Here is a 22,963-nt window from a genome sequence, read left to right on the forward strand (position 1 = left end):
ACTCACGCCTTACCGGGCGGGTCCTGATGGGGGGTAGCGCCGAAGGGGCGCTACTGTCCGCCGACACCGGGCTGAGCTTCTGGGGAGGCGTCGAGCCTTTCACGGGCGAGGTCATCGACCGCCACCATCCGCTGTCGGGCAGCTTCCTGCCCGGCCGGGTGCTGGCGATTCCCAGCGGACGCGGCTCCTGTACCGGCAGCAGCGTGATGCTGGAGATACTGCTCAACGGCCACGCGCCGGCAGCGCTGCTGCTGGCCGAGCCGGACGAGATCCTCACCCTCGGCGTGCTGGTGGCTCAGGTGTTGTTCGGCCGCTCTATCCCGGTGCTGTGCCTGGGTCGCGAAGGTTTCAAGCAGTTGTCCGCGGGTGGCTGGGCCCGTGTCGAAGACGGTCAGGTAATACTCAGCGCCGAGCGTCCTGCCGATGATTGGCAGGGCGTGATGGCCAGCGATGCCGGCCCGATACCGGAAGGCCTGGCGTTGAATGCAGGCGACCACGAGCTGCTGGACGGCAAGCACGGCAAGGCCGCCCAGGCCGCCATGCAGATCGTCCTGCGCATGGCCGCGCTACAAGGCGCGAAGGATTTGCTCGATGTCGCCCAGGCGCACATCGACGGCTGCATCTATACCGGCCCCGCGAGCCTGCGCTTCGCCCGCCAGTTGGCGGACTGGGGCGGCAAAGTGAAAGTGCCGACCACCCTCAATTCCATCTCCGTGGATCACCGCCGCTGGCGCGAGTTAGGCGTCGACAAGGCCTTCGGCGAACCCGCCGCTGCGCTGGGCGATGCCTACATGGAGATGGGCGCGCAGATGAGCTACACCTGCGCGCCCTACCTGCTGGACAGCAAGCCGAGCCTTGGCGAACAGGTGGTCTGGGCCGAGTCCAACGCCGTGGTGTACGCCAACAGCGTGCTTGGCGCGCGGACCCTGAAGTACCCGGATTACCTCGATATCTGCATCGCCCTCACCGGCCGCGCGCCGAACGTCGGCAGCCACCGCGACGAAGGCCGGCTGGCGACGCTGCAGATTGATGTCGAACTGCCGGCCGCACACGACGAATCGATCTTCCCACTGCTCGGCTACCACATCGGCGAGCTGTGCGGCTCGCGCATCCCGGTGGTCGACGGCCTGCAGCCGCTGGCGCCGGACAGCGATGCACTGAAAGCCTTCGGCGCGGCCTTCGCCACCACCTCCGCCGCGCCGATGTTCCATATTGCCGGGGTCACCCCGGAAGCGCCGGACGCCGCCACCGCCCTGGGCAACAAGGCGCCGCTGCAGCACCTGCGCGTCACCCCGGCAGACCTGGTCGCCTCCTGGCGTGAACTGGACCACGCCAGCGAACCGACCGTGCAACTGGTCTCGCTGGGCAACCCGCACTTCTCCGCCAGCGAATGCGCGGACCTGGCGAAACTGGTCGCCGGGCGCCGCAAGCATCCGGGCGTCGCGCTGGTCATCACGCTGGGCCGCGCCGTGCAGGAGAATGCCCGCGCCGCCGGTGACGTGAAGGTGCTGGAAGACTTCGGCGCGCAACTGCTCAACGACACCTGCTGGTGCATGATCGGCGAACCGGTGATCCCGCCGGCCTGCACCACGCTGATGACCAACTCGGCGAAGTACGCCCACTACGGTCCGGGCCTGGCCGGGCGCCAGGTGCATTTCGGCAGCCTTGCCGCGTGCGTCGAGGCGGCCTGCAGCGCTCGCGCCGATGGCGGCGTGCCCAGCTGGCTGAGCGAGGGGGTACGCTGATGTTCAACTACAGCTTCCACTGGCGTTCCGCCTTCAAGGCCCTGCCGGACATGCTCGGCGGCGCCTGGGTGACCCTGGAGACAGCCGCGCTGTCGATGATCCTGGGCGTGCTCATCGCGCTGCTGCTGACCGTCATGCGGCAGATGAAGAACCCGCTGCTCAAGGGCTTCGCCGATACCTGGGTGTCCATCGCGCGCAACACCCCGTCGCTGTTCCAGATCTACATCCTCTACTTCGGCCTGGGTTCCTTCGGCCTGCACGTCAGCTCCTGGGTGGCGCTGCTGGCGGGGATCACCTTCAACAACGCCGGCTACCTCGCGGAGAACTTCCGCGGCGGCCTCAAGGCCGTGCCGGACACCCAGATGCGCGCCGCGCGCTCGCTGGGCATGAGCGCCTTCCAGGCGTACCGGATGATCATCGTTCCGCAGCTGCTGCGCATCGTCTATTACCCGCTGACGAACCAGATGGTCTGGGCGGTGCTGATGACCTCGCTGGGCGTGGTGGTGGGCCTGAACAACGACCTCACCGGCGTGACCCAGGACTTCAACGTGCGCACCTTCCGCACCTTCGAGTACTTCGCCCTGGCCGCGGTGCTCTATTACATCATCGCCAAGGTCATCGTGGCGGTCGCCCGCCTGTTGAGCTGGCGGTTGTTCCGCTACTAGGAGAAGCACGCATGTTTTCCACGAGCTTCACCGTCAATGACCTTATGTTCCTGCTGCAAGGGGCCTGGGTCACCGTCAAGCTGACCCTCGGCGCCATGCTCATCGGCACCCTCGCCGGCCTCGTGCTGGGCTGGCTGCGCGCCGCCCTGCCACGGGCCACGATGCCGGTCGGCTGGTTCCTCGACATCTTCAGAAGCGTGCCGCTGCTGATCCAGTTCGTGCTGTTCAACTCGCTCAAGAGCATCGTCGGCCTGAACTGGAGCGCCTTCACCGTCGGCTGCCTGGTACTGGGCGTCTACGCGGCGGCGTTCTGCACCGAGATCATCCGCAGCGGCATCCTCGCCGTCGGCCCGAACATCCGCCGCGCCAGCCGCTCGCTGGGCCTGACCTACTGGCAGGACCTGCGCTACATCGTGCTACCGCTGGCGGCGCGGGTGGCCTTCCCCGGCTGGCTGAACCTGGTGCTGGGGGTGATGAAGGACACCGCGCTGGTCATGTGGATCGGCATCGTCGAACTGCTCCGCGCCTCGCAGACCATCGTGACGCGCATCCAGGAACCCCTGCTGGTGCTGTGCATCGCCGGGGTCATCTATTACCTCATGAGTTGGGTCGTGGCGCGCCTCGGCGCCCGGCTGGAACAAAGGTGGCAGGAAAATGATTGAAATCGACAACGTGCACAAAGCCTATGGCGACCTGGAAGTGGTCAAGGGCGTGAGCCTGACCGTGAAGAAGGGCGAAGTGGTCTCGATCATCGGCGGTTCGGGGTCGGGCAAGTCCACCCTGCTGATGTGCATCAACGGCCTGGAGCCGATCCAGCGCGGCAAGATCCGCGTCGACGGCATCGAGGTCCACGCCAAGACCACCGACCTGAACAAGCTGCGACAGAAGATCGGCATCGTCTTCCAGCAGTGGAACGCCTTCCCGCACCTCACCGTGCTGGAGAACGTCATGCTCGCCCCGCGCAAGGTACTCGGTCTCTCCAAGGAAGAAGCCGAGGCGATGGCGGTGAAGCAGCTCAGGCACGTAGGCCTGGGCGACAAGCTCAAGGTGTTCCCGCAGAAGCTCTCCGGCGGCCAGCAGCAGCGCATGGCGATTGCCCGAGCGCTGGCCATGTCGCCGGACTACATGCTGTTCGACGAAGCCACCTCGGCGCTCGATCCGCAGCTGGTGGGCGAGGTGCTCGACACCATGCGCCTGCTCGCCGAAGAGGGCATGACCATGGTCCTGGTGACCCACGAGATCCGCTTCGCCCGCGACGTGTCCGACCGCGTGGCGTTCTTCCGCGAAGGGTTGGTGCACGAGATCGGCACGCCGGAGCAGGTGATCGGCAACCCGCAGCGGGCGGAGACGGCGGAGTTCCTGAGGTCGGTGAACTAGGCAGTCGATAGACAAGAGACCGGAGCCCCCCTCCCTAGCCCTCTCCCGCACGCGGGAGAGGGGTTCGAGCGGTGCAGGATAAAACCACAGCGTCAGCCGGCACGACCTGCCCCCCTCTCCCTCTGGGAGAGGGCTGGGGTGAGGGAAGGCAGGCGGCACAGATCGAGGAGACAGCAATGCGTTCGAGCAAGATCATCCATGTGGTCAGTTGCCATGCCGAGGGCGAGGTCGGCGACGTCATCGTCGGCGGCGTCGCCCCGCCGCCGGGCGACACCGTGTGGGCGCAGTCGCGCTTCATCGCCAGCGACAACGTGCTGCGCAACTTCGTCCTCAATGAACCGCGCGGCGGCGTGTTCCGCCACGTAAACCTGCTGGTGCCGCCGAAAGACCCGCGCGCGCAGATGGCCTGGATCATCATGGAGCCGGCCGACGTGCCGCCCATGTCCGGCTCCAACTCGCTGTGCGTCAGCACCGTGCTGCTCGACAGCGGCATCCTGCCGATGCAGGAGCCGCAAACGCGCCTGACCCTGGAAGCCCCCGGCGGGCTGATCGAGGCCGTGGCCGACTGCAAGGACGGCAAGGTCCAGCGCGTGGAAGTACGCAACCTGCCCTCCTTCGCCGACAAGCTCGACGCCTGGATCGAAGTGGAAGGTCTGGGCTCTCTGCAAGTGGATACCGCCTACGGCGGCGACAGCTTCGTGCTCGCCGACGCCCATTCTCTCGGTTTCACCCTGCATGCCTCGGAGGCTGCCGACCTGGTCGCCACCGGCCTGAAGATCACCCAGGCGGCGAACCAGCAGCTGGGCTTCCAGCACCCGGAAAACCACGACTGGGCGCACATCTCCTTCTGCCAGCTGACCGCGCCGGTGGAACGCATCGACGGCGTACTGCACGGCCGCAACGCGGTGGTCATTCGCCCCGGCAAGATCGACCGTTCGCCCTGCGGCACCGGCTGCTCGGCACGCATGGCAGTGCTGCACGCCAAGGGCCAGTTGAAGGACGGCGAACGCTTCGTCGGCCACTCGATCATCGATTCCAAGTTCCACTGCCGCATCGACGGCCTCACCAGCGTCGGCGGCAAACCGGCGATCCATCCCTGCATTTCCGGTCGTGCCTGGATCACCGGCACCCACCAGCACCTGCTCGACCCGTCCGATCCGTGGCCAGAAGGCTACCGGCTCTCGGACACCTGGCCGAACGGTTACTGATTACCCCCTTTCCACCCTGATTCGCCGCGTAGCGGCACCCGACGACGAAATGCTGCGGGATTTCCTTCAGACATTTCGTATACGAAATACGACAATTGGAGACAAACATGAGCAAGAAGGTCAATTGGAGTGGCGTGTTCCCCGCGGTGACCACTCAGTTCAACGACGATTTCTCGGTCAACCTGGAAGCCACCCACAAGGTGATCTCCAACCTGGTGCGCGACGGCGTCTCGGGCCTGGTGGTGTGCGGCAGCGTCGGTGAGAACACCTCGCTGTCCATCGAAGAGAAGATGGCCGTCACCGAAGTCGCCAAGGACGCCTCCGGTGGCCGCGTGCCGGTGATCTGCGGCATCGCCGAGTTCACCAGCCATGGCGCCTCCCAGGTGGCCAAGGCGGTGCAGAAGGTCGGCGTCGACGGCATCATGGTGATGCCCGCGCTGGTCTACTCCTCCAAGCCCCACGAGACCGCCGCGCACTTCCGCAGCGTGGCCACCAGCACCGACCTGCCGGTGATGGTCTACAACAACCCGCCGATCTATAAGAACGACGTCACCCCGGACATCCTCATCTCCCTGGCCGACTGCGAGAACATCGTCTGCTTCAAGGACAGCTCCGGCGACACCCGCCGCTTCATCGACGTGCGCAATGAAGTGGGCAACCGCTTCATCCTCTTCGCCGGCCTCGACGACGTGGTCCTGGAGAGCATCGCGGTGGGCGCCGAAGGCTGGATCTCCGGCATGTCCAACGTCTTCCCGCAGGAAGGCGAGACCATCTTCCGCCTGTGCAAGGCCGGCCGCTATGAAGAAGCCATGCCGATCTACGAATGGCTGATGCCGATCCTCCACCTCGACGCCCGCCCGGACCTGGTGCAGTGCATCAAGCTCTGCGAAGAGATCGCCGGTCGCGGCACCGCCCTCACCCGCCCGCCGCGCCTGGCGCTGCAGGGCTCCGACCGCGAGCACGTGGAGACGATCATGGCCAAGGCCCTGGCGAACCGGCCGAAGCTGCCGGATGTGGGTCTTTAACTGGACCACCCTCACCCCCGCCCTGGCTGCGCGCCCCGCTCCTGAGGGAGAGGGAGTAGATCGTGCCGGCTGACGCCCAGGTTTCAGCCGGCACGGACGGTCCCCTCTCCCTCCGGGAGAGGGTTAGGGTGAGGGGCTCTTTCGCAATCGCACCGATCGACGATCAGAGACGCCCAACATGACCGCCCAGAACTTCATCGCCGGCCAACGCATCGGCGCCGGCACTGTCCGCCTGCAGAGTCTCGACGCCAGCACCGGCGAAGCCCTGCCCCAGGAATTCCTCCAGGCGACCGAGGCCGAAGTCGACGCTGCCGCCCGCGCCGCCGAAGCCGCGTTCCCGGCCTACAACACCCTGTCGCCGGAACGCCGCGCGCAGTTCCTCGACGCCATTGCCAGCGAACTCGAAGCCCTCGGCGACGACTTCATCGCCACTGTCTGCCGCGAGACCGCGCTGCCCGCCGCGCGCATCCAGGGCGAGCGTGGTCGCACCGCCAATCAAATGCGCCTGTTCGCCAAGGTCCTGCGTCGTGGCGATTTCCTCGGCGCACGCATCGACCGCGCACTGCCCGAGCGCCAGCCGCTGCCACGCCCGGACCTGCGCCAGTACCGCACCGGCGTCGGCCCGGTGGCCGTGTTCGGCGCCAGCAACTTCCCGCTGGCGTTCTCCACCGCCGGTGGCGATACCGCCGCCGCACTGGCCGCCGGCTGCCCGGTGGTAGTGAAAGCCCACAGCGGCCACATGGCCACCGCCGAGCTAGTCGGCGAGGCGATCACCCACGCGGCCGAAGCCACCGGCATGCCGGCCGGCGTGTTCAACATGATCTACGGCGCCGGCGTCGGCGAGCCGCTGGTGAAGCACCCGGCTATCCAGGCAGTCGGCTTCACCGGCTCGCTCAAGGGCGGTCGCGCGCTGTGCGACCTCGCTGCCGCGCGCCCGCAGCCGATCCCGGTATTTGCCGAGATGAGCAGCATCAACCCAGTCCTGGTGCTGCCCGCCGCCCTGGAAGCCCGCGGCGAGAAAATCGCCTGCGAGCTGATCGATTCGGTGGTCATGGGTTGCGGCCAGTTCTGCACCAACCCCGGCCTGGTCATCGGCATCGCCTCGCCGGCGTTCAGCCTGTTCGTCGCCAACCTGATCGCCGAGATCGGCCAGCGCCCGGCGCAGACCATGCTCAACGCCGGCACCCTGAAGAGCTACGAAAAGGGCATTGCCCGCCTGCTCACCCATCCCGCCATCCGCCACCTCGCCGGCCAGCCGCAGGAGGGCAAGCAGGCGTTGCCGCAGCTGTTCCAGGCCAAGGCCGAACTGCTGCTGGCCGGCGAGGAGCTGCTGCAGGAAGAAGTCTTCGGCCCGACCACAATCGTCGTCGAAGTGGCCGACGAAGCCGAACTGCGCCACGCGCTGGACGGCCTGCACGGCCAGCTCACCGCCACGCTGATCGCCGAATCCGAGGACCTGTCGCGCTTCGCCGCGCTGGTGCCGGTGCTCGAGCGCAAGGCCGGGCGCCTGCTGATCAACGGCTACCCGACCGGTGTGGAAGTCTGCGATGCGATGGTCCATGGCGGCCCTTATCCGGCGACCTCGGATGCACGCGGCACCTCGGTCGGCAGCCTGGCCATCGACCGCTTCCTGCGCCCGGTGTGCTACCAGAACTACCCCGACGCGCTGTTGCCCGAAGCGCTGAAGGACGCCAACCCGCTGGGTATCGCGCGCCTGGTGGATGGGGAGACGACTCGCGGCGCGGTGACTCGCTGAAGGTTCGTCGGCGCGGGAGTGAACTGTCGGCCAGTCCCGCGCCGATGCTCAGCCCCGGCCTTGCGCCGGGGCTTTTTTATGCCCGCTCATTGTTGAGCCCAGGCACCGCTCCTACAGGGATTTGCGTTATTCCAGCAGCTTGCTCAAATCGGCATACAGCGAATCGCTGATCGCCACGCCCTCGGCGAGGCTGCGCTTTCGCGCCGCGAAACGCCGCTGCGACGGCAACCGCGCGCCCATGTCGACGATGGATTCGAACAGCGTCTCCGCCCGCGCCAGGTGCTGCGCGGCATCCGCACCCAGGAAGCGCGCCGGGTCCAGCGCGATCAGCAGCTCGCCGTGGTGCGGCGAGGACTTGGTGCCCTCGTCGAACACCGTGGACTCCGCGCTGGTCAGGTCGCCGATCAGCGGGCCGGCAATCAGCTCGACCATGGTCGCCAGAGCCGAGCCCTTGTGCCCGCCGAAGGTCAGCATGGCGCCATCGAGCACGGCGCTCGGGTCGGTGCTGGGGTTGCCCTGGGCATCGATCCCCCAACCCAGCGGAATCGCCTTGCCCTCGCGCTCGTGCAGTTGGATTTCCCCCCGCGCCACCACCGTGGTGGCGAAATCGAAGACATAAGGATCGTTTTCGCCACGCGGCCAGCCGAAGGCAATGGGGTTGGTGCCGAACAAAGGCCGCGTGCCGCCAGCCGGTGCCACATAGGCCTGCGCCGGCGTGACCGCCAGCGCGACCAGGCCCTGGGCGGTTATCCGCTCGATCTCCACCCACAGCGCCGAAAAGTGCACACAATGATTGATCGCCAGCGCCGCCAAGCCCTGGCTGCGCGCCTTCTCCACCAGTTTCGGCAGGCCCAGGTCGAAGGCGCATTGCGAGAAGCCCCCCTTGGCGTCCACCCGCACAATCGCCGGCGCAGGGTCGAAAAGTTCCGGCACGGCATCGGCCACCACCTTGCCGGCACGCACGGTATGGATGCAGCCCAGCAACCGCCAGACGCCGTGGGATGTGCAGCCATCGCGTTCGCCGGCCAGCACGGTGTCGGTCACCGCCTGCACGTGGGGTTCGCTGAAGCCGTTGTGGCGCAGGATCGCCACCGACAATTCGCGCAGTTCATCCAGGGTCAGTCGGGCCACGCCATTCTCCTCAGATTGCAACAAAAGCCTGCGGCAAACCGCCGCCGGTCGGTGATCGGTCTACCATGGAGTCTCGCGCCCGGCCCCGCTTGCGCGCAATCGCCGGCAGCGACGACGATTTCGGCACAGCCTGACGACCGCATCCCGACCATCCGGTCGTCCGAAGGATTGGCCCCACGTTGCTTGGGCCAATCCAGAGCTTCGGGTAAACTTCCACATCTTTGCCTTCTCATAACGATCAGCCTGATGCCCACGACGTTCCACGAGATTCCCCGCGCGCGCCCTGCCACGCCCCTGCTCGACCGCGCCAGCACGCCGGTCGAGCTGCGTCGCCTGGGCGAAGCGGAGCTGCTGCCCCTCGCTGACGAACTGCGCCAGTACCTGCTGTACAGCGTCGGCCAGACCGGCGGCCACTTCGGCGCGGGCCTGGGCGTCATCGAACTGACGATTGCCCTGCACTACGTCTTCGACACCCCGGATGACCGTCTGGTATGGGACGTCGGCCACCAGGCCTACCCGCACAAGATCCTCACCGGGCGCCGCGAGCGCATGGGCAGCCTGCGCCAGAAGGACGGCCTGGCCGCCTTCCCGCGCCGCTCGGAGAGCGAGTACGACACCTTTGGCGTCGGCCACTCCAGCACCTCCATCAGCGCCGCCCTCGGCATGGCCATCGCCGCTCGCATGCAGGGTTCGGGGCGCAAGTCGGTGGCGGTGATCGGCGACGGCGCACTGACCGCCGGCATGGCCTTCGAGGCGCTCAACCACGCGTCGGAAGTGAAGGCCGACATGCTGGTGATCCTCAACGACAACGACATGTCGATCTCCAACAACGTTGGCGGCCTGTCCAACTACCTGGCCAAGATCCTCTCCAGCCGCACCTACAGCAGCATGCGCGAAGGCAGCAAGAAGGTGCTCTCGCGCCTGCCCGGTGCCTGGGAGATCGCCCGCCGCACCGAGGAATACGCCAAGGGCATGCTGGTGCCCGGCACGCTCTTCGAGGAGCTGGGCTGGAACTACATCGGCCCCATCGACGGCCACGACCTGCCGACCCTGATCGCCACCCTGCGCAACATGCGTGACCTCAAGGGCCCGCAGTTCCTCCATGTGGTGACCAAGAAGGGCAAGGGCTTCGGCCCGGCCGAGATCGACCCGATCGGCTACCACGCCATCACCAAGCTGGAGCCCGAGGGCGCCCCCGCCCACGCCGTGCCGAAGAAGGCCGGCGGGCCGAAATACTCCAGCGTGTTCGGCCAGTGGCTGTGCGACATGGCTGCGCAAGACCCACGCCTGGTCGGCATCACCCCGGCCATGAAGGAAGGCTCCGACCTGGTGGCCTTCGCCGACAAGTTCCCGGACCGCTACTTCGACGTCGCCATCGCCGAGCAGCACGCCGTGACCCTGGCGGCCGGCATGGCCTGCGACGGCGCCAAGCCGGTGGTGGCGATCTACTCCACCTTCCTGCAACGCGGCTACGACCAGCTGATCCATGACGTCGCGGTGCAGAACCTCGACGTCTTGTTCGCCATCGACCGCGCCGGTCTGGTGGGCGAAGACGGCCCGACCCACGCCGGCAGCTTCGACCTCTCCTACCTGCGCTGCATCCCCGGCATGCTGGTGATGACTCCCAGCGACGAGAACGAACTGCGCAAGCTGCTCACCACCGGCCATCATTTCGAAGGCCCGGCGGCGGTACGCTACCCGCGCGGCACCGGCCCCAACGCACCCATCGAGGCGGCGCTGGAACCGGTCGAGATCGGCAAGGGCGTGCTGCGCCGCGAAGGCAACACCGGCAAGGTCGCCTTCCTGGTGTTCGGCGTGCAACTGGCTGAAGCGCTGAAAGTCGCCGAGCAGTTCGACGCCAGCGTCGCCGACATGCGCTTCGTCAAGCCGCTGGACGAGGAGCTGGTACGCCAGTTGGCCGCCAGCCACGAACTGCTGGTGACCGTCGAGGAAAACTCGGTAATGGGTGGCGCTGGCGCCGCCGTCAGCGAATTCCTCGCCCGCGAGAACCTCCAGCAGCCGATCCTCCACCTGGGCCTGCCGGACTACTACGTCGAGCACGCCAAGCCCGCGCAGATGCTCGCGGAGTGCGGGCTAGACGCCGCCGGCATCGAAGCCTCGGTGAAGGCGCGCCTGGAGGCCCTCGGCCAACGCTGAGACCGATCGGCGCATCCCTCCCCCGGAGTATTGCCAGTGACGGGCGCACCGACTAAGGTGCGCCCGTTTTCGTTCGAGGTAACGGGAAGCAGGTGAAAGACCTGCGCTGCCCCCGCAACGGTAACCGACGCGCCCCTTAAGGAGCGCAGCATCGCCATCCGCCACTGCTGAATGCGGGAAGGCGGCGATGTGACGTCGGCAGCCCGGAGACCGCCCTCGACACGCCCCGACAGGTGTTGCGGAGGGCCGCACCGTCAAGTGCGGTCTGCCGCCCTTGCCACGCCCTCCTCGAAAGTCATCCAACCGCTTTTGAGGACGTTCCATGAAACTGACCCGACTCGCCCTGGCCACCAGCCTGCTGCCCGGCCTGGCCTTCGCCGCCGACGACATCTACCGGCTCTCCGACCAGGTGATCACCTCCGCACGTCAGGCTCAGCCACGCGCCGAGGCCACCTCGGCCAACAGCGTATTCACCCGTGCCGACATCGAGCGCCTGCAAGTGCGCAGCGTTCCCGCCCTGCTCGCCCGCGTGCCCGGCGTGCAGATGGGCAGCTCCGGCGGCGTGGTTTCCTATTCCGTGCGCGGCGCCAGCACCGCGCAAACCCTGGTGCTGGTGGACGGCCAGCGCATTGCCTCGGCCAGTAGCGGTATCGCCCGCCTGGACTACCTGAGCATCGACAGCATCGAGCGCGTCGAAGTGACCCGTGGCCCCCGTTCCGCACTGTACGGCGCCGATGCCATCGGCGGGGTCATCCAGATATTCACCCGCCGCGGCGAAGCCGGCCTGCACCCCGAAGTGCGCCTGGCTGCCGGCAGCCACGGCACCTTCGAGCGCAGCCTGAGCCTTTCCGGCGGCGACGAGCAAACCCGCTACAACCTCGGTGGCAGCCTCGACGAGAGCCAGGGCTGGGACCGCACCAGCGACAACATCGGCGCCGACAGCGACGACGACGCCCAGCGCAACAAGGCCGTGCACCTGAACCTGGACCACCGTTTCAGCGAGGACTGGAAGGCCGGCCTGAACCTCAACGACCAGCGCGGCAAGAACGAATACGACGACGCCTACAACTTCGAGCCGGGCTCACCCCGCGACGAATTCCGCGTCAGCAGCTACAGCACCTACCTCGACGGCCAGATCACGAAGATGTGGAACAGCCGCCTGGAACTGGGCCGCAGCTTCGACCGCAACAAGGCCGTAGGCGCCGCCGACAGCTGGAACAACGGCACGCTGGAAACCACCCGCCACTCGGCGAGCTGGATCAACCGCCTGCAACTCGACGACGCCAACCAGCTGGCGCTGGGCGCCGACTGGTACGAAGACAAGGTCGACGGCAGCACCGCCTTCGCCGACGACCAGCGCAGCAACCGCGCCTTCTTCGCCCAGCACAGCTTCAAGAGCGACAACTTCGGCACCGAGCTGGGCATCCGCCACGACAACAACCAGGCCTACGGCAGCCAGAACAGCTGGAACGCCGCCCTCAGCCTGCCGGTAGGCGACAGCCAGACCTGGATCGCCAGCTACGGCGAAGGCTTCCGCGCGCCGACCTTCAGCGACCTCTACTACCCCGGCGCCAGCAACCCGGACCTGAAGGCCGAGACCTCGAAGACCTACGAGCTGCAATGGCGCGGGGACTTCTCCGGCACGCACCTGGAAGCCTCGCTGTACCGCACCGAGATCGACGACCTGATCGCCTGGGACAGTACCAGCAACCAGCCGGAGAACATCAACAAGGCACGCATCAATGGCTTCGAGGCCAGCGTCGCCCGCGACGTGCTCGGCTGGCAGGCCGCCCTCGGCCTGAGCCTGATCGACCCGCGCGACCGCGACACCGGCCATACCCTGCCGTACCGCGCGCGCCGCACCCTGAGCCTGGATCTGGATCGCCAGTTCGGCGCCTTCGGCGTCGGCGGCACCTGGCGCGCAGTCAGCCAGCGCTACGACGACGCGGCCAACACCCGCGAGCTGTCCGGCTACGGCGTGCTCGACCTGCGCACCAGCTGGCTGGCCAGCGACGAGATTCGCTTCGACCTGAAGCTGGATAACGCCCTGGACCGCGACTACACCCTGGGCGACTACCTGCGCCCGACCAGCCCGACGGACTACATGGGCGAAGCCCGCCCGTATCGCGAACCAGGCCGTACCGCCCTGCTGGCGGTGACCTGGACGCCGGAGCTGTAAGCGAAGCGGCCTGACGCCCCCTCACCCTAACTCTCTCCCGGAGGGAGAGGGGGCCGTTGGGCGCAGGGCGAAACTACAGTTTCGTAGGGCGCATAACCTGGAACAGGTTATCCGCCGCACACTCCTCCGGCGGATAACGCTGGCGCGTTATCCGCCCTACCGCCCAGACAGAACACCGGTGTGGAAATGGGTTCGCGAGGAAGCTCGCTCCTGCAGGTCCTGTTTACGCCGAAGCTTCGGAGTTTGCCGGGCTGCTCTTCGTAGGAGCGAGCTTGCTCGCGAACCCGCACAACCACGGGCTTAGACCAGAACCCCCGCCATCCGCCCCAGCTCCGCGCAATCGCGCGCATGCCAATCGGTCAGTTCGGGCCAGGGGTTTTCTGGCAGGTTCACCAGCGCACTGCGCGCCCCGGCGGCGCGGGCGCAGTCGAGGTCGAAGCGGTAATCACCCACCATGAGCATCTTCTGCGGCACCACGTCCCAGCGCGCGGCGAGGCGCAGCAAGCCGTCCGGACTGGGCTTGGGATCGGCTTCGCCACGGCCGAGAACATCCTCGGTGAGGAAGCAATCGCCGATACCGATGGCGTCCAGCGTAATCAGCGCCAGCTCATGGGCATTGCGGGTAAGGATGCCCAGTCGGTAGCCAGCGCCATGCAGCGCTCGCACCAGCTCCACCGCACCCGGCGCGGCTCTCGAAGCCACCGCCAACTCGCGCTCGTGCTCCAGCAGCCAGGCATGCTTGGCCGCCGCTTCGTCCTCCGGCAGCGCGGCCAGGTGGGTGAGGATATCGTGCTCCTGGGGAATCCCCAGGGCGCGCTTGATCGCCGGAAAATCGTGCACTGCCAGGGTCAGGGTGCCGTCCATGTCGAACACCCAGTGGCGGATGCTTTCCAGCGTCATGCCCAGTCCTCGCGGCGACGGATCAGGCCTTCCTGGGTCGAGGAAGCGACCAGCTGGCCGTCACGATTGAAGATACTGCCGCGCACGAAGCCGCGGCCGTTGCCGGCCCAGGGGCTGTCGATAGCGTAGAGCAGCCACTCGTCCGCCCGCAGGTCGCGGTGGAACCACACGGAATGGTCGATGGTGGCGACCTGCATGTCCTTCTGCCACACCGAGCGGCCGTGGGGCAGCAACGAGGTGGTGAGGAAACCGAAGTCCGAGGCGTAGGCGAGGATGTACTTGTGCAGCGCCGGGATGTCCGGCAGCTTGCCGTCGGCGCGCAGCCAGAGGTACTTGATCGGCTCGCCGACCTCGGGGTCGTACGGGTCGTTCTCGGTCACCGGGCGGATTTCGATGGGCTTGGGATAGAGCAGTTTGTCGCGGATGCGCTCGGGGAACTGCGCAGCACTGCGCTTCTTCAGCTCCTGGTCGGTCGGCAGGTTCTCCGGGCCGACCACGTCGGGCATGCTGATCTGGTGCTCGAAGCCTTCCTCATCGGTCTGGAACGAGGTGCTCAGGGCGAAGATCGGCTGGCCCTTCTGGATCGCGGTGACGCGGCGGGTGCTGAAGGTGCCGCCGTCGCGCACGCGGTCGACCTGGTAGACGACCGGCTTGCTGGCGTCGCCGGGGCGCAGGAAGTAGCCGTGCATGGAGTGCACGTGGCGCTCCGGGTCCACCGTCTGGCTGGCCGCCGACAGCGCCTGGCCGAGCACCTGCCCGCCGTACAGCTGGCGGAACCCGAGGTCCTGGCTCGTGCCGCGGAACAGGTTCTCTTCGATCTGTTCCAGGCTCAGCAGAGCCACCAGGTTGTCCAGGATCTGGGTCATGCGCGTTGTTTCCTCAATTGCGGTCTTGCTGAAGTGGGAGTCGGCGCGGCGACGGATAAGCGGGAAGGCTGCTGAGGCGTTCGTCCCACACGGCGCGGCCGATGGTGAAATGATAGAGGCTGACCGGGCAGTCCGGACCACCGCCGAGCAATTCGTCCAGCGCCGGATCGAAATAGCAGCCGATGCCGGTGCCCGACAGGCCCGCCGCTTCGGCTTCCAGGTAGAGCAACTGGCCGACCTGTCCGGCTTCCCAGTACAGGCGCGGGTAGGTCCACGCGCCCTCGGTCAGCGCGGCGTCGAGATCGGCCAGCATGGCGAAGGCAATGCAGCCGTCACTGGCAATGTCCTGCCCGCAGGAGAGGAACGCCGACAGCCCGCGCGCATCGCCGGAGAGCAGGCGATACAGCGGTACGCCGCTCTCCTCCACCGGTTGCCACAGGTAATCCTCGCGCAGTCCCCCCGCCGCGCGGCCACTGCGGCCGAGCCAGTACAGGCCCGGCTCCAGGCCCTGGACGCGATGGACGAAGAGCAGCAGGTCGATGCGCGTCGGCTCGCCGGTGCAGGCGAAAGGCACGGACGAGAGCTCGGGCATCAGACGGCGCAGCCAGGCATACAACAGGTCGGCGTGAATACCGCTGCGGCCGTCCATGGACTGGGCGCTGCGCCGGCGATGCAGGATCGGGCGCAGCGGCAGGCCGGGGTTATCCACAGCCGCCTCGGCGTGCGTTGCCCACCAGTCACGGGCCGGCAGCGCGGGCGCGCGGCACAGCTGATGCACGCGCTCCAGCTCCGGCCAGTGGCGATAGTCCCGCGACAGGCGATTGGGCGTACCGGCCAGCGGCAGCTCGGCGAGCCCCTTGAGCAGCGTAATCGGCAGCGGGAATTCGGCAGGCTGCGCCGGGCCTATCCACAGCAGCGCATCGGCGAATTCGTGCTCGCTGAAGCCTTCGCGGTCGAGGCCGATCAGCGTATCCAACCGGTCCTCGGCGACGCCGCGCAGCAGGCGCACTTCCCAGCCCTGGATCGCCGCGGCGATACCGAGACAGGCCAACGCGTGACCGAGATCGTGATTGCAGTAGCGATAGGCGCGCTCGCCGTACTTCCAGGCTTCGCGCCAGGGAATGCTCGCCAGCGCCAGCAGGAATCCGCCAGCGGGCAACGCCTCTTTGAGCCTTTCGGCCAGCGGCGCGGGCAGCTCGGCGCGCACCTCCAGCATATGCGCGTCGGCGCTGTAGTGCGCCAGCAGCGCGGCGTTATCCACAGCCCCGGCGGGCAGCAGCAGATAGGCTTCGGTCGGGTGCAGATTGCCGCTGGACGGATTCACCCGTAGCGCCCAGCGATTGCCGCCAGCCTCTTTCCAGGCCGAGATCGCCAGGCTGTCGTAGAGCAGTTGCGAGACGCTGGCGAGGTTCAGCGGCGCGGGCGCGCCGACCGGGCCGGCGAACACCTGGTCATAACCCGGCGACTCTTCCTGCGGCCGGTGCAGCAGTTCGATGCAGCGCGCGCCGGCATAGCGGCGGAAGGCCGCCGGCTGGGTCGCCCAGTCGAGCTGGCCGGGGCCGGGGGCGAAACGCTCCGGGCGATGGCTGCTCAGCTCGTGATAGGCGCGCACGCCTTCGCTCGGCGTCATGGGCGACGAATCCGGTAGAGCACATGCTGGCGCAGCGGATGGCCTTGCGGCAGGCGCGGATGCTCGAAGTCTCCGGCCTCGTCACGCTGCATGCCCAGGCGCTGCATCAGTCCCTGGGACGGCACGTTGGCTGGCACGGTGAAGGCCACCACTTCCTCCAGCCGCAACTGTTCGAAGGCGAAGGCCAGCGCCGCGCGTGCCGCTTCCAGCGCATACCCCTGCCGCCAGTAGGCCGTGTTGAAGCGCCAGCCGATTTCCACCGCCGGAGTGAACGGCGCCTCGAAGGACACCCGCTGCAGGCCGAGCACGCCAATGAAGGCGCCATCCTCGCGGCGCTCGACTATCCACTGGCCGAAGCCGTGCTCGTCGAAGTGTTTCAGGATGCGGGCGGCCAGCAGGTCGCTGTCCTCGCGGCTCATGCAGGCCGGGAAGTGGCGCATCACCTCGGCGTCGGCGTTCAGCGCGGCAAAGGGCGCCAGGTCGTCATGGCACCATGGCCGCAACAGCAGGCGCTCGGTGGTCAGGCTGGGAAAATCCATGGGAATCATCACGGCTCATCAGAGGTCACCATGATACCCGGCGACGAGCTTGTAGGACGCACTCCGTCAGACGAGGCGCAATCGATTCAGCACAGAGGCGACTTCATCTGGTATTTTTCTCCCACCTTCGCTGTCGGTCACTGCCTTGACCGTGCTCACGCAGACAGCCGCGCCGCCAGGGCGCACCTCAAAAAAGACCAAGGAACTTCCATGACGACCTCCACCACCGGACTGCAACGCAGTACGGCCCTGGTGCTTTTCGCATTGGCTGTCGGCGGCTTCGCCATCGGCACCACCGAATTCGCCACCATGAGCCTGCTGCCCTACTTTGCCCCGGCGCTGGGCATCGATGCCCCGACCGCCGGCCACGTGATCAGCGCCTACGCCCTGGGCGTGGTGGTTGGCGCGCCGCTGCTGGCCGTGCTCGGCGCACGTCTGCCACGGCGCACCCTGCTGGTCCTGCTGATGGCGCTGTTCGCCCTCGGCAACGGCCTCAGCGCCCTGGCGCCGACCTACCACTGGATGCTGCTGTTCCGCTTCATCAGCGGCCTGCCTCACGGAGCCTACTTCGGCATCGCCGCGCTGGTCGCCGCCTCCATCGTGCCGCCGCACCGGCGCACCGTAGCGGTTGGGCGGATGTTCCTTGGCCTCACCGTCGCCACCATCATTGGCGTGCCGTTGGCCAACTGGCTGAGCCAGGCCGTGGGCTGGCGCTGGAGCTTCGCGCTGGTGGCAGCGCTGGGCGTGCTGACGATGATCTGCGTGCGCATCCTCGCCCCGCTGTCGCCGGCCGAGCCGGACTCCAGCCCGCTGCGCGAACTGAGCGCACTCAAGCGCGGCCAGGTCTGGCTGACCCTGGGCATCGGCGCCATCGGCTTCGGCGGCCTGTTCGCGGTGTACACCTATCTGGCCGACATCCTCGGCGCGGTGACTCACGTCTCGCCGAGCATCGTACCGCTGGTGATGGCGGTGTTCGGCATCGGCATGACCCTGGGCAACCTGTTCATCCCGGTACTCGCCGACCGCGCCGTGATGCCCACCGCCGGTGGCCTGCTGGTGTGGAGCGCGGTGGTGCTGGCGATCTTCCCGTTCACCGCGGGGAATATCTGGACCATCTCGATCTGCGTGTTCTTCGTCGGCTTCGGCGGCGCCCTCGGCACCGTCCTGCAGACCCGCCTGATGGACGTCGCCGAGGACGCCCAGGGCCTGGCCGCAGCGCTGAACCACTCGGCGTTCAACTTCGCCAACGCGCTGGGCCCGTACCTCGGCGGCCTGGCCCTGGCGGCGGGCTACGGCTGGACCTCGCCGGGCTGGGTCGGCAGCCTGCTGGCCATCGGCGGCTTCGTGCTGTGGTCGGTGTCGGTGGCGACCAGCCGCAGCGAACAGCGCAACGCAGCAGCCTCCCACGAAGGCTGATACGCGAGCCCGAATGCAAAGTGGCCGGCGCAATGCCGGCCCTTTCGTCTGTGCGCCACGACGACGTACCCTGTGCAGCACATTCCCGATCCGCCGACGCCATGCCGCTGCCCCTGGTCTACCACGACGACTACAGTCCGCCCTTTCCGGACAACCATCGTTTTCCCATGGAGAAGTTCCGTCTGCTGCGCGATCACCTGGTGGACAGCGCACTGGTGGAAGACGCGCAACTGCTGCGCCCGGAACTCTGCCCTGTGGATATCCTCGCCCTGGCCCACGACCGCGACTACATCGAGCGCTATTGCAGCGGCGCGATGGAGCGCGAGGAACTGCGCCGCCTTGGCCTGCCCTGGACCGAAGCGCTGGCAAGGCGCACCGTACGCGCGGTAGGTGGCTCGCTGCTTACCGCGGAACTGGCGCTGAAACAGGGCCTGGCCTGCCACCTTGCTGGCGGCACGCACCACGCGCACCACGACCACGCATCGGGCTTCTGCATCTTCAACGACCTGGCGGTGATCAGCCTGTACCTGCTGGAAAGCGGCAAGGCCAACCGCGTGCTGATCTTCGACTGTGACGTGCACCAGGGCGACGGCACCGCGCGCATCCTGGAGAACGTGCCGGATGCGGTAACGGTGTCATTGCACTGCGAGAAGAACTTCCCCGCGCGCAAGGCGCAGAGCGACTGGGACATTCCCCTGCCACTGCACCTGGGAGACGCGGACTACCTGAAGGTGGTGCAGGAGGCGCTGGACTATCTGCTGCCGCTGTACCAGCCGGACATCGTGCTCTACGACGCCGGCGTGGACGTGCACAAGGACGACGCCCTGGGTTACCTGCAACTCACCGACGCGGGGCTGGCGGCGCGGGACGAGCACGTCATCCGCCGCTGCCTGTCCAGCGACATCCCGGTGGTGGGCGTGATCGGCGGTGGCTACGACAAGGACCGCCACGCGCTGGCCCGGCGCCACGGCATCCTGCACCACAGCGCTGCGCGGGTGGCGCGCGAGTTTCAGCTGGACCGGTAACGCGAGTTGTTGGTGTCCATGCGCATCGGCAGGCGTTGCTGCTCCCAGCGCGCCAGCTCATGGGCGGAGAACCCCAGGAGCGCGGCCGCACGCGACCGGGCATCGTCTTCGTAGTGCTTCTCGCAGAAGCGCATCACCTGCTCGGGCACGTGGTGCTGCAGCAGCTCCTGCGCGCGCAGTGGCCCTGCATATTGCAGGTAGCGTGGCAGCAGGCGGCTCCAGTTGGTAAATACATACAGGTTGTGCAGCGCGATCTGGATCGACAGCAGCTCCAGCACGCGTTGTTCGAACTTGACCTTCGAACCCTGCAGGTTCTTGTTCAGCCGCACCACCATGTGGGCCACCGCCTCGTTGAGCAGAGTGCGGATTTCCTCGCTGGGGAGGCTACGGATGACAATGTCGAGGCCATTCACCCGTACGCGGGTGTCGCTGCCCTCCACCCACAGGTGGGCCTCATGAGAGCGAAGGTAATCACGGACTTTCATCGTCAGTTGGACCAAGGTTGCAAGAGGTCCGCATGCTGATGGATTCACAAAAGCGCCAACATCGGCGCAATCCCGATCCCACGTAGGAATTATCGTAACCCCTACCGCTCAGGAGTCGGAAAACACCTTCCCCACTCCCGAGTTTTTTCCACGACAACTGTGGGGCGGCCTGTGGATAAGCTGCGGAAAAGCGCCTGCCGCGTCCGCCGCCGCAGGCTCCGCGAGAACTGGACAAAAAATGAGCAACCGGCGCGTAGCACCGCTGCGCTAGAATTGCGCCCTTTCCCGCACTCCTTCGCCTGGCCTCCTGCATGACCGATCTCCGCCCGCTCGCCTCCCCTACCGCGATTGTCATCGGCGGCGGCCCCGCCGGCCTCATGGCGGCCGAAGTCCTGGCTGGCGCCGGCGTAGCGGTGGAGTTGTTCGATGCCATGCCCTCAGTCGGGCGCAAGTTCCTGCTGGCCGGCGTGGGCGGCATGAACATCACCCATTCCGAGGCGCGCGAGCCCTTCCTGTCGCGCTACGGCCAGCGTGCACAAACCCTCGCGCCAGTGATCGACGCCTTCGACAGCCAGGCGCTGTGCGCATGGATTCATGGCCTGGGCATCGAGACCTTTGTCGGCACCTCCGGCCGCGTCTTTCCCACCGACATGAAGGCCGCTCCGCTGCTTCGTGCCTGGCTCAAGCGCCTGCGCGAAGCCGGTGTGGTCATCCACACCCGCCATCGCTGGCTGGGCTGGGACGCCGAGGGCGCGCTGCTGATCGAAGGACCGGAGGGCCGGCGCAGCGTCAGCGCCGACACCACCGTGCTGGCCCTCGGTGGCGGCAGCTGGCAGCGCCTGGGCTCGGACGGCGCCTGGGTGCCGCTGCTGGCCGAACGCGCGGTGGATATATCGCCGCTGCGCCCGGCCAACTGCGGCTTCGAAGTGGCCGGCTGGAGCGAGTTCTTCCGCGACAAGTTCGCTGGCGCACCGGTCAAGCCGGTGGCGCTTTCACTGGCCGGAGGAACGCCACGCCAGGGAGAGTTCGTGGTTACCGCCGGCGGCATCGAGGGCAGCCTGGTCTATGCGCTGTCCTCCGGCATACGTGAGTGCATCGAGCAGACCGGCAGCGCCACCGTGCGCCTGGACCTGCTGCCCAACCGCAGCCTGGAGCAGGTCGCCAAGGCCGTCGCGCAACCGCGCGGCTCCAAGTCCATGGCCAACCACTTGCGCGGCCGCCTGGGGCTGGATGGCGTGCGTGCCGGGCTGTTGCGCGAGTTGTCCACCGCTGCCGACTACACCGACCCGCAGCGCCTTGCCCAGTTGATCAAGGCGCTCCCGCTGACCGTGGTGCGCCCCCGTCCGCTGGATGAAGCCATCAGCAGTGCCGGTGGCGTGACCTTCGAGGCGCTGAATGAACAGCTGATGCTCAAGGCGCTGCCGGGCGTGTTCTGCGCCGGCGAGATGCTCGATTGGGAAGCGCCCACCGGCGGCTACCTGCTCACCGCCTGCTTCGCCAGCGGCCGCGCCGCCGGGCTCGGCGCATTGCAGTGGCTCGAAACGCAAGGCTGAATGCTGCCTTTAATGGAACCATAGTGCTAGATTCTCGACTCCCACCCAGGAGTCGCCTGCATGCCGCTGACCTTCCGCCGCGCCCGCCCTGATGACGTCGATGCCGCCATCCCGCTGATCTACAGCTCCGGCCCCGACGCCTTCGACTACGCCTTCGCCCGCCCCGGCCGCAACAGCGCCCAGGACTTCCTGCGCTACGCCTTCGTCCAGGGCGGCGGGCAGTTCGGCTGGCGGCAGCACTGGGTCGGCGAACAGGACGGCCGGGTAGTGGCGGCCGGTACGGTGTTCGGCGGCGAAGCAACACTGGGCTACCTGCTGGCGGCCACGCGGCAGATCCTCGGTTATTTCGGACTGGGTTCGGCGGGGGTAATCCGCCGGGGCCTGCAACTGGAGAAGATCATCTGCCCGCCGCCGCGCCGGACGCTGTACCTCGCGCACCTGGGCGTCACGCCGACGCTGCGCGGCGAAGGCCTGGGCAGCCAGCTGATCGATCACTTCCTGCAGATGGGCCGCGATGCCAACCTGCCCATGGCCGCGCTGGACGTTTCGGTGGCCAACCCCAAGGCCCAGACGCTCTATGAACGCCTGGGTTTCAGCGTGCAGGTGGAGCGCGTCTCGACCCTGCCGGGCGTTTCCAGCCACCGCTACATGCAGCGCCAGCTCTGAGGTAGACTCCCGGCCAGCCGCCCGCCAGAGGCGGCCTGCTCCGTTGCCGTCGTGAAAGCCTGCTCACGCATTAACCAGGAAGGTTGCCTATGAGCACTGCCAGCGTTGAACTGAAAGTCTTCGTCCCCGCCCGCGATTTCGCACTCTCCCAGCAGTTCTACAAGGACCTGGGATTCCTCTCGCCGTGGAACTCCGAAGAACTCGCCTACTTCCACCATGGCGATCACTGCGCCTTCCTGCTGCAGAACTACTACGTCAAGGAATTCGCCGAAAACCTGATGCTGCACCTGTTGGTGGAGGACGCCGACGCCTGGTACGCGAAGGTCCGCGACTCCGGCCTCGCCGAGCGCTACGGCGTGCGCCTCGGTGCACTGGAAGACCAGCCGTGGAAGATGCGCGACTTCACCCTGCACGACCCGAGCGGCGTGCTCTGGCGGATCGGGCATAACCTCGATTGAGTCCCCGGAGTCGACCTGTGGGAGCGCGCCATGCGCGCGATCGCGGGCATGGCCCGCTTGTATGGCGTTAGGGTAGGAACCTGTCGGGGGTGGAGGGACAAGACCCGCTTCTGCAAGCCAGACGGTAGGAGACTTCCCCCACCCACGCGCTCACGACAAGCGCCGATAAGGAATCCATCGGA

General features: G+C 67.2%; 20 protein-coding genes and 1 riboswitch. Of the genes, 14 read left to right on the forward strand and 6 right to left on the reverse strand.

Annotated features, from left to right (window positions below):
- The first annotated feature begins 26 nt into the window (after positions 1–26).
- The 7 genes from IB274_RS09930 (at position 27) to IB274_RS09960 (ending at position 7,776) form a co-directional block, all read left to right on the forward strand.
- Entirely contained in the window at positions 27–1,745 is a 1,719-nt protein-coding gene (locus IB274_RS09930; RefSeq protein WP_192431770.1) for an aconitase X, read from the forward strand.
- Positions 1,745–2,410 (forward strand): amino acid ABC transporter permease, encoded by a 666-nt coding sequence (locus IB274_RS09935; RefSeq protein ID WP_045216994.1) that lies wholly within the window; start codon positions 1,745–1,747, stop codon positions 2,408–2,410. Before IB274_RS09930 ends, IB274_RS09935 begins: the two co-directional genes overlap by 1 nt.
- Positions 2,411–2,421: 11 nt before the next feature.
- Complete coding sequence (locus IB274_RS09940; RefSeq protein ID WP_192431771.1) at positions 2,422–3,072, forward strand: amino acid ABC transporter permease; 651 nt, start codon at positions 2,422–2,424, stop codon at positions 3,070–3,072.
- Entirely contained in the window at positions 3,065–3,787 is a 723-nt protein-coding gene (locus tag IB274_RS09945) for an amino acid ABC transporter ATP-binding protein (RefSeq protein WP_192431772.1), read from the forward strand. The genes IB274_RS09940 and IB274_RS09945 overlap by 8 nt, the downstream gene beginning before the upstream one ends.
- Positions 3,788–3,963: 176 nt before the next feature.
- On the forward strand, positions 3,964–4,995 hold the full coding sequence (locus IB274_RS09950) for a trans-3-hydroxy-L-proline dehydratase (RefSeq protein WP_192431773.1): 1,032 nt from the start codon (positions 3,964–3,966) through the stop codon (positions 4,993–4,995).
- Between the two features lie 107 nt (positions 4,996–5,102).
- Positions 5,103–6,020: a dihydrodipicolinate synthase family protein gene (locus IB274_RS09955; protein WP_192431774.1), complete on the forward strand. Its 918-nt coding sequence runs from the start codon at positions 5,103–5,105 to the stop codon at positions 6,018–6,020.
- 178 nt (positions 6,021–6,198) lie between these two features.
- A complete protein-coding gene (locus IB274_RS09960; protein ID WP_192431775.1) occupies positions 6,199–7,776 on the forward strand; it encodes an aldehyde dehydrogenase (NADP(+)) in 1,578 nt (525 codons plus the stop codon).
- Positions 7,777–7,902: 126 nt separating this feature from the next.
- Here the strand turns inward: IB274_RS09960 and IB274_RS09965 are convergent, their stop codons facing one another.
- Positions 7,903–8,907, reverse strand: a complete 1,005-nt coding sequence (locus IB274_RS09965) for an Ldh family oxidoreductase (protein WP_192431776.1) — start codon at positions 8,905–8,907, stop codon at positions 7,903–7,905.
- Between the two features lie 246 nt (positions 8,908–9,153).
- Here IB274_RS09965 and dxs point away from each other — a divergent pair, with 246 nt between their 5' ends.
- Entirely contained in the window at positions 9,154–11,064 is a 1,911-nt protein-coding gene (dxs, locus tag IB274_RS09970; RefSeq protein ID WP_192431777.1) for a 1-deoxy-D-xylulose-5-phosphate synthase, read from the forward strand.
- A 37-nt stretch (positions 11,065–11,101) separates the two neighbouring features.
- Positions 11,102–11,298: riboswitch (cobalamin riboswitch) on the forward strand.
- Positions 11,299–11,386: 88 nt separating this feature from the next.
- Positions 11,387–13,243: a TonB-dependent receptor domain-containing protein gene (locus IB274_RS09975; protein ID WP_192431778.1), complete on the forward strand. Its 1,857-nt coding sequence runs from the start codon at positions 11,387–11,389 to the stop codon at positions 13,241–13,243.
- 300 nt (positions 13,244–13,543) lie between these two features.
- Here IB274_RS09975 and IB274_RS09980 read toward each other — a convergent pair whose 3' ends face one another.
- The 4 genes from IB274_RS09980 to IB274_RS09995 are packed head-to-tail and all read right to left on the reverse strand — an operon-like array spanning position 13,544 to position 17,178.
- A complete protein-coding gene (locus tag IB274_RS09980; RefSeq protein ID WP_192431779.1) occupies positions 13,544–14,143 on the reverse strand; it encodes an HAD family hydrolase in 600 nt (199 codons plus the stop codon).
- Positions 14,140–15,009, reverse strand: a complete 870-nt coding sequence (gene tesB / locus IB274_RS09985) for an acyl-CoA thioesterase II (RefSeq protein ID WP_045214955.1) — start codon at positions 15,007–15,009, stop codon at positions 14,140–14,142. Before tesB ends, IB274_RS09980 begins: the two co-directional genes overlap by 4 nt.
- Positions 15,010–15,022: 13 nt before the next feature.
- On the reverse strand, positions 15,023–16,639 hold the full coding sequence (locus IB274_RS09990) for a nitroreductase family protein (RefSeq protein WP_192431780.1): 1,617 nt from the start codon (positions 16,637–16,639) through the stop codon (positions 15,023–15,025).
- Positions 16,636–17,178: a GNAT family N-acetyltransferase gene (locus IB274_RS09995; RefSeq protein ID WP_192431781.1), complete on the reverse strand. Its 543-nt coding sequence runs from the start codon at positions 17,176–17,178 to the stop codon at positions 16,636–16,638. Before IB274_RS09995 ends, IB274_RS09990 begins: the two co-directional genes overlap by 4 nt.
- A 210-nt stretch (positions 17,179–17,388) precedes the next feature.
- Here IB274_RS09995 and IB274_RS10000 point away from each other — a divergent pair, with 210 nt between their 5' ends.
- Positions 17,389–18,594 carry an MFS transporter gene (locus IB274_RS10000; RefSeq protein ID WP_192431782.1) on the forward strand — a complete coding sequence of 402 codons (1,206 nt, stop codon included), beginning with the start codon at positions 17,389–17,391 and terminating at the stop codon, positions 18,592–18,594.
- A gap of 101 nt (positions 18,595–18,695) precedes the next feature.
- Positions 18,696–19,619, forward strand: coding sequence for a histone deacetylase (locus IB274_RS10005; protein WP_192431783.1), 924 nt, complete (start codon positions 18,696–18,698; stop codon positions 19,617–19,619).
- Here the strand turns inward: IB274_RS10005 and IB274_RS10010 are convergent.
- A complete protein-coding gene (locus IB274_RS10010; protein WP_192431784.1) occupies positions 19,604–20,104 on the reverse strand; it encodes a hypothetical protein in 501 nt (166 codons plus the stop codon). The two genes, IB274_RS10005 and IB274_RS10010, sit on opposite strands and share 16 nt — an antisense overlap.
- 311 nt (positions 20,105–20,415) lie before the next feature.
- Here IB274_RS10010 and IB274_RS10015 point away from each other — a divergent pair, with 311 nt between their 5' ends.
- From IB274_RS10015 to IB274_RS10025, 3 genes are all read left to right on the forward strand, one after another.
- Positions 20,416–21,657, forward strand: coding sequence for a TIGR03862 family flavoprotein (locus IB274_RS10015; protein ID WP_192431785.1), 1,242 nt, complete (start codon positions 20,416–20,418; stop codon positions 21,655–21,657).
- A 60-nt stretch (positions 21,658–21,717) separates the two neighbouring features.
- Entirely contained in the window at positions 21,718–22,323 is a 606-nt protein-coding gene (locus IB274_RS10020) for a GNAT family N-acetyltransferase (protein ID WP_192431786.1), read from the forward strand.
- 89 nt (positions 22,324–22,412) lie between these two features.
- On the forward strand, positions 22,413–22,781 hold the full coding sequence (locus IB274_RS10025) for a VOC family protein (protein ID WP_192431787.1): 369 nt from the start codon (positions 22,413–22,415) through the stop codon (positions 22,779–22,781).
- The last annotated feature ends 182 nt before the right edge of the window (positions 22,782–22,963 follow it).

Source organism: Pseudomonas sp. PDM18 (assembly GCF_014852585.1).
Lineage (GTDB): Bacteria > Pseudomonadota > Gammaproteobacteria > Pseudomonadales > Pseudomonadaceae > Pseudomonas.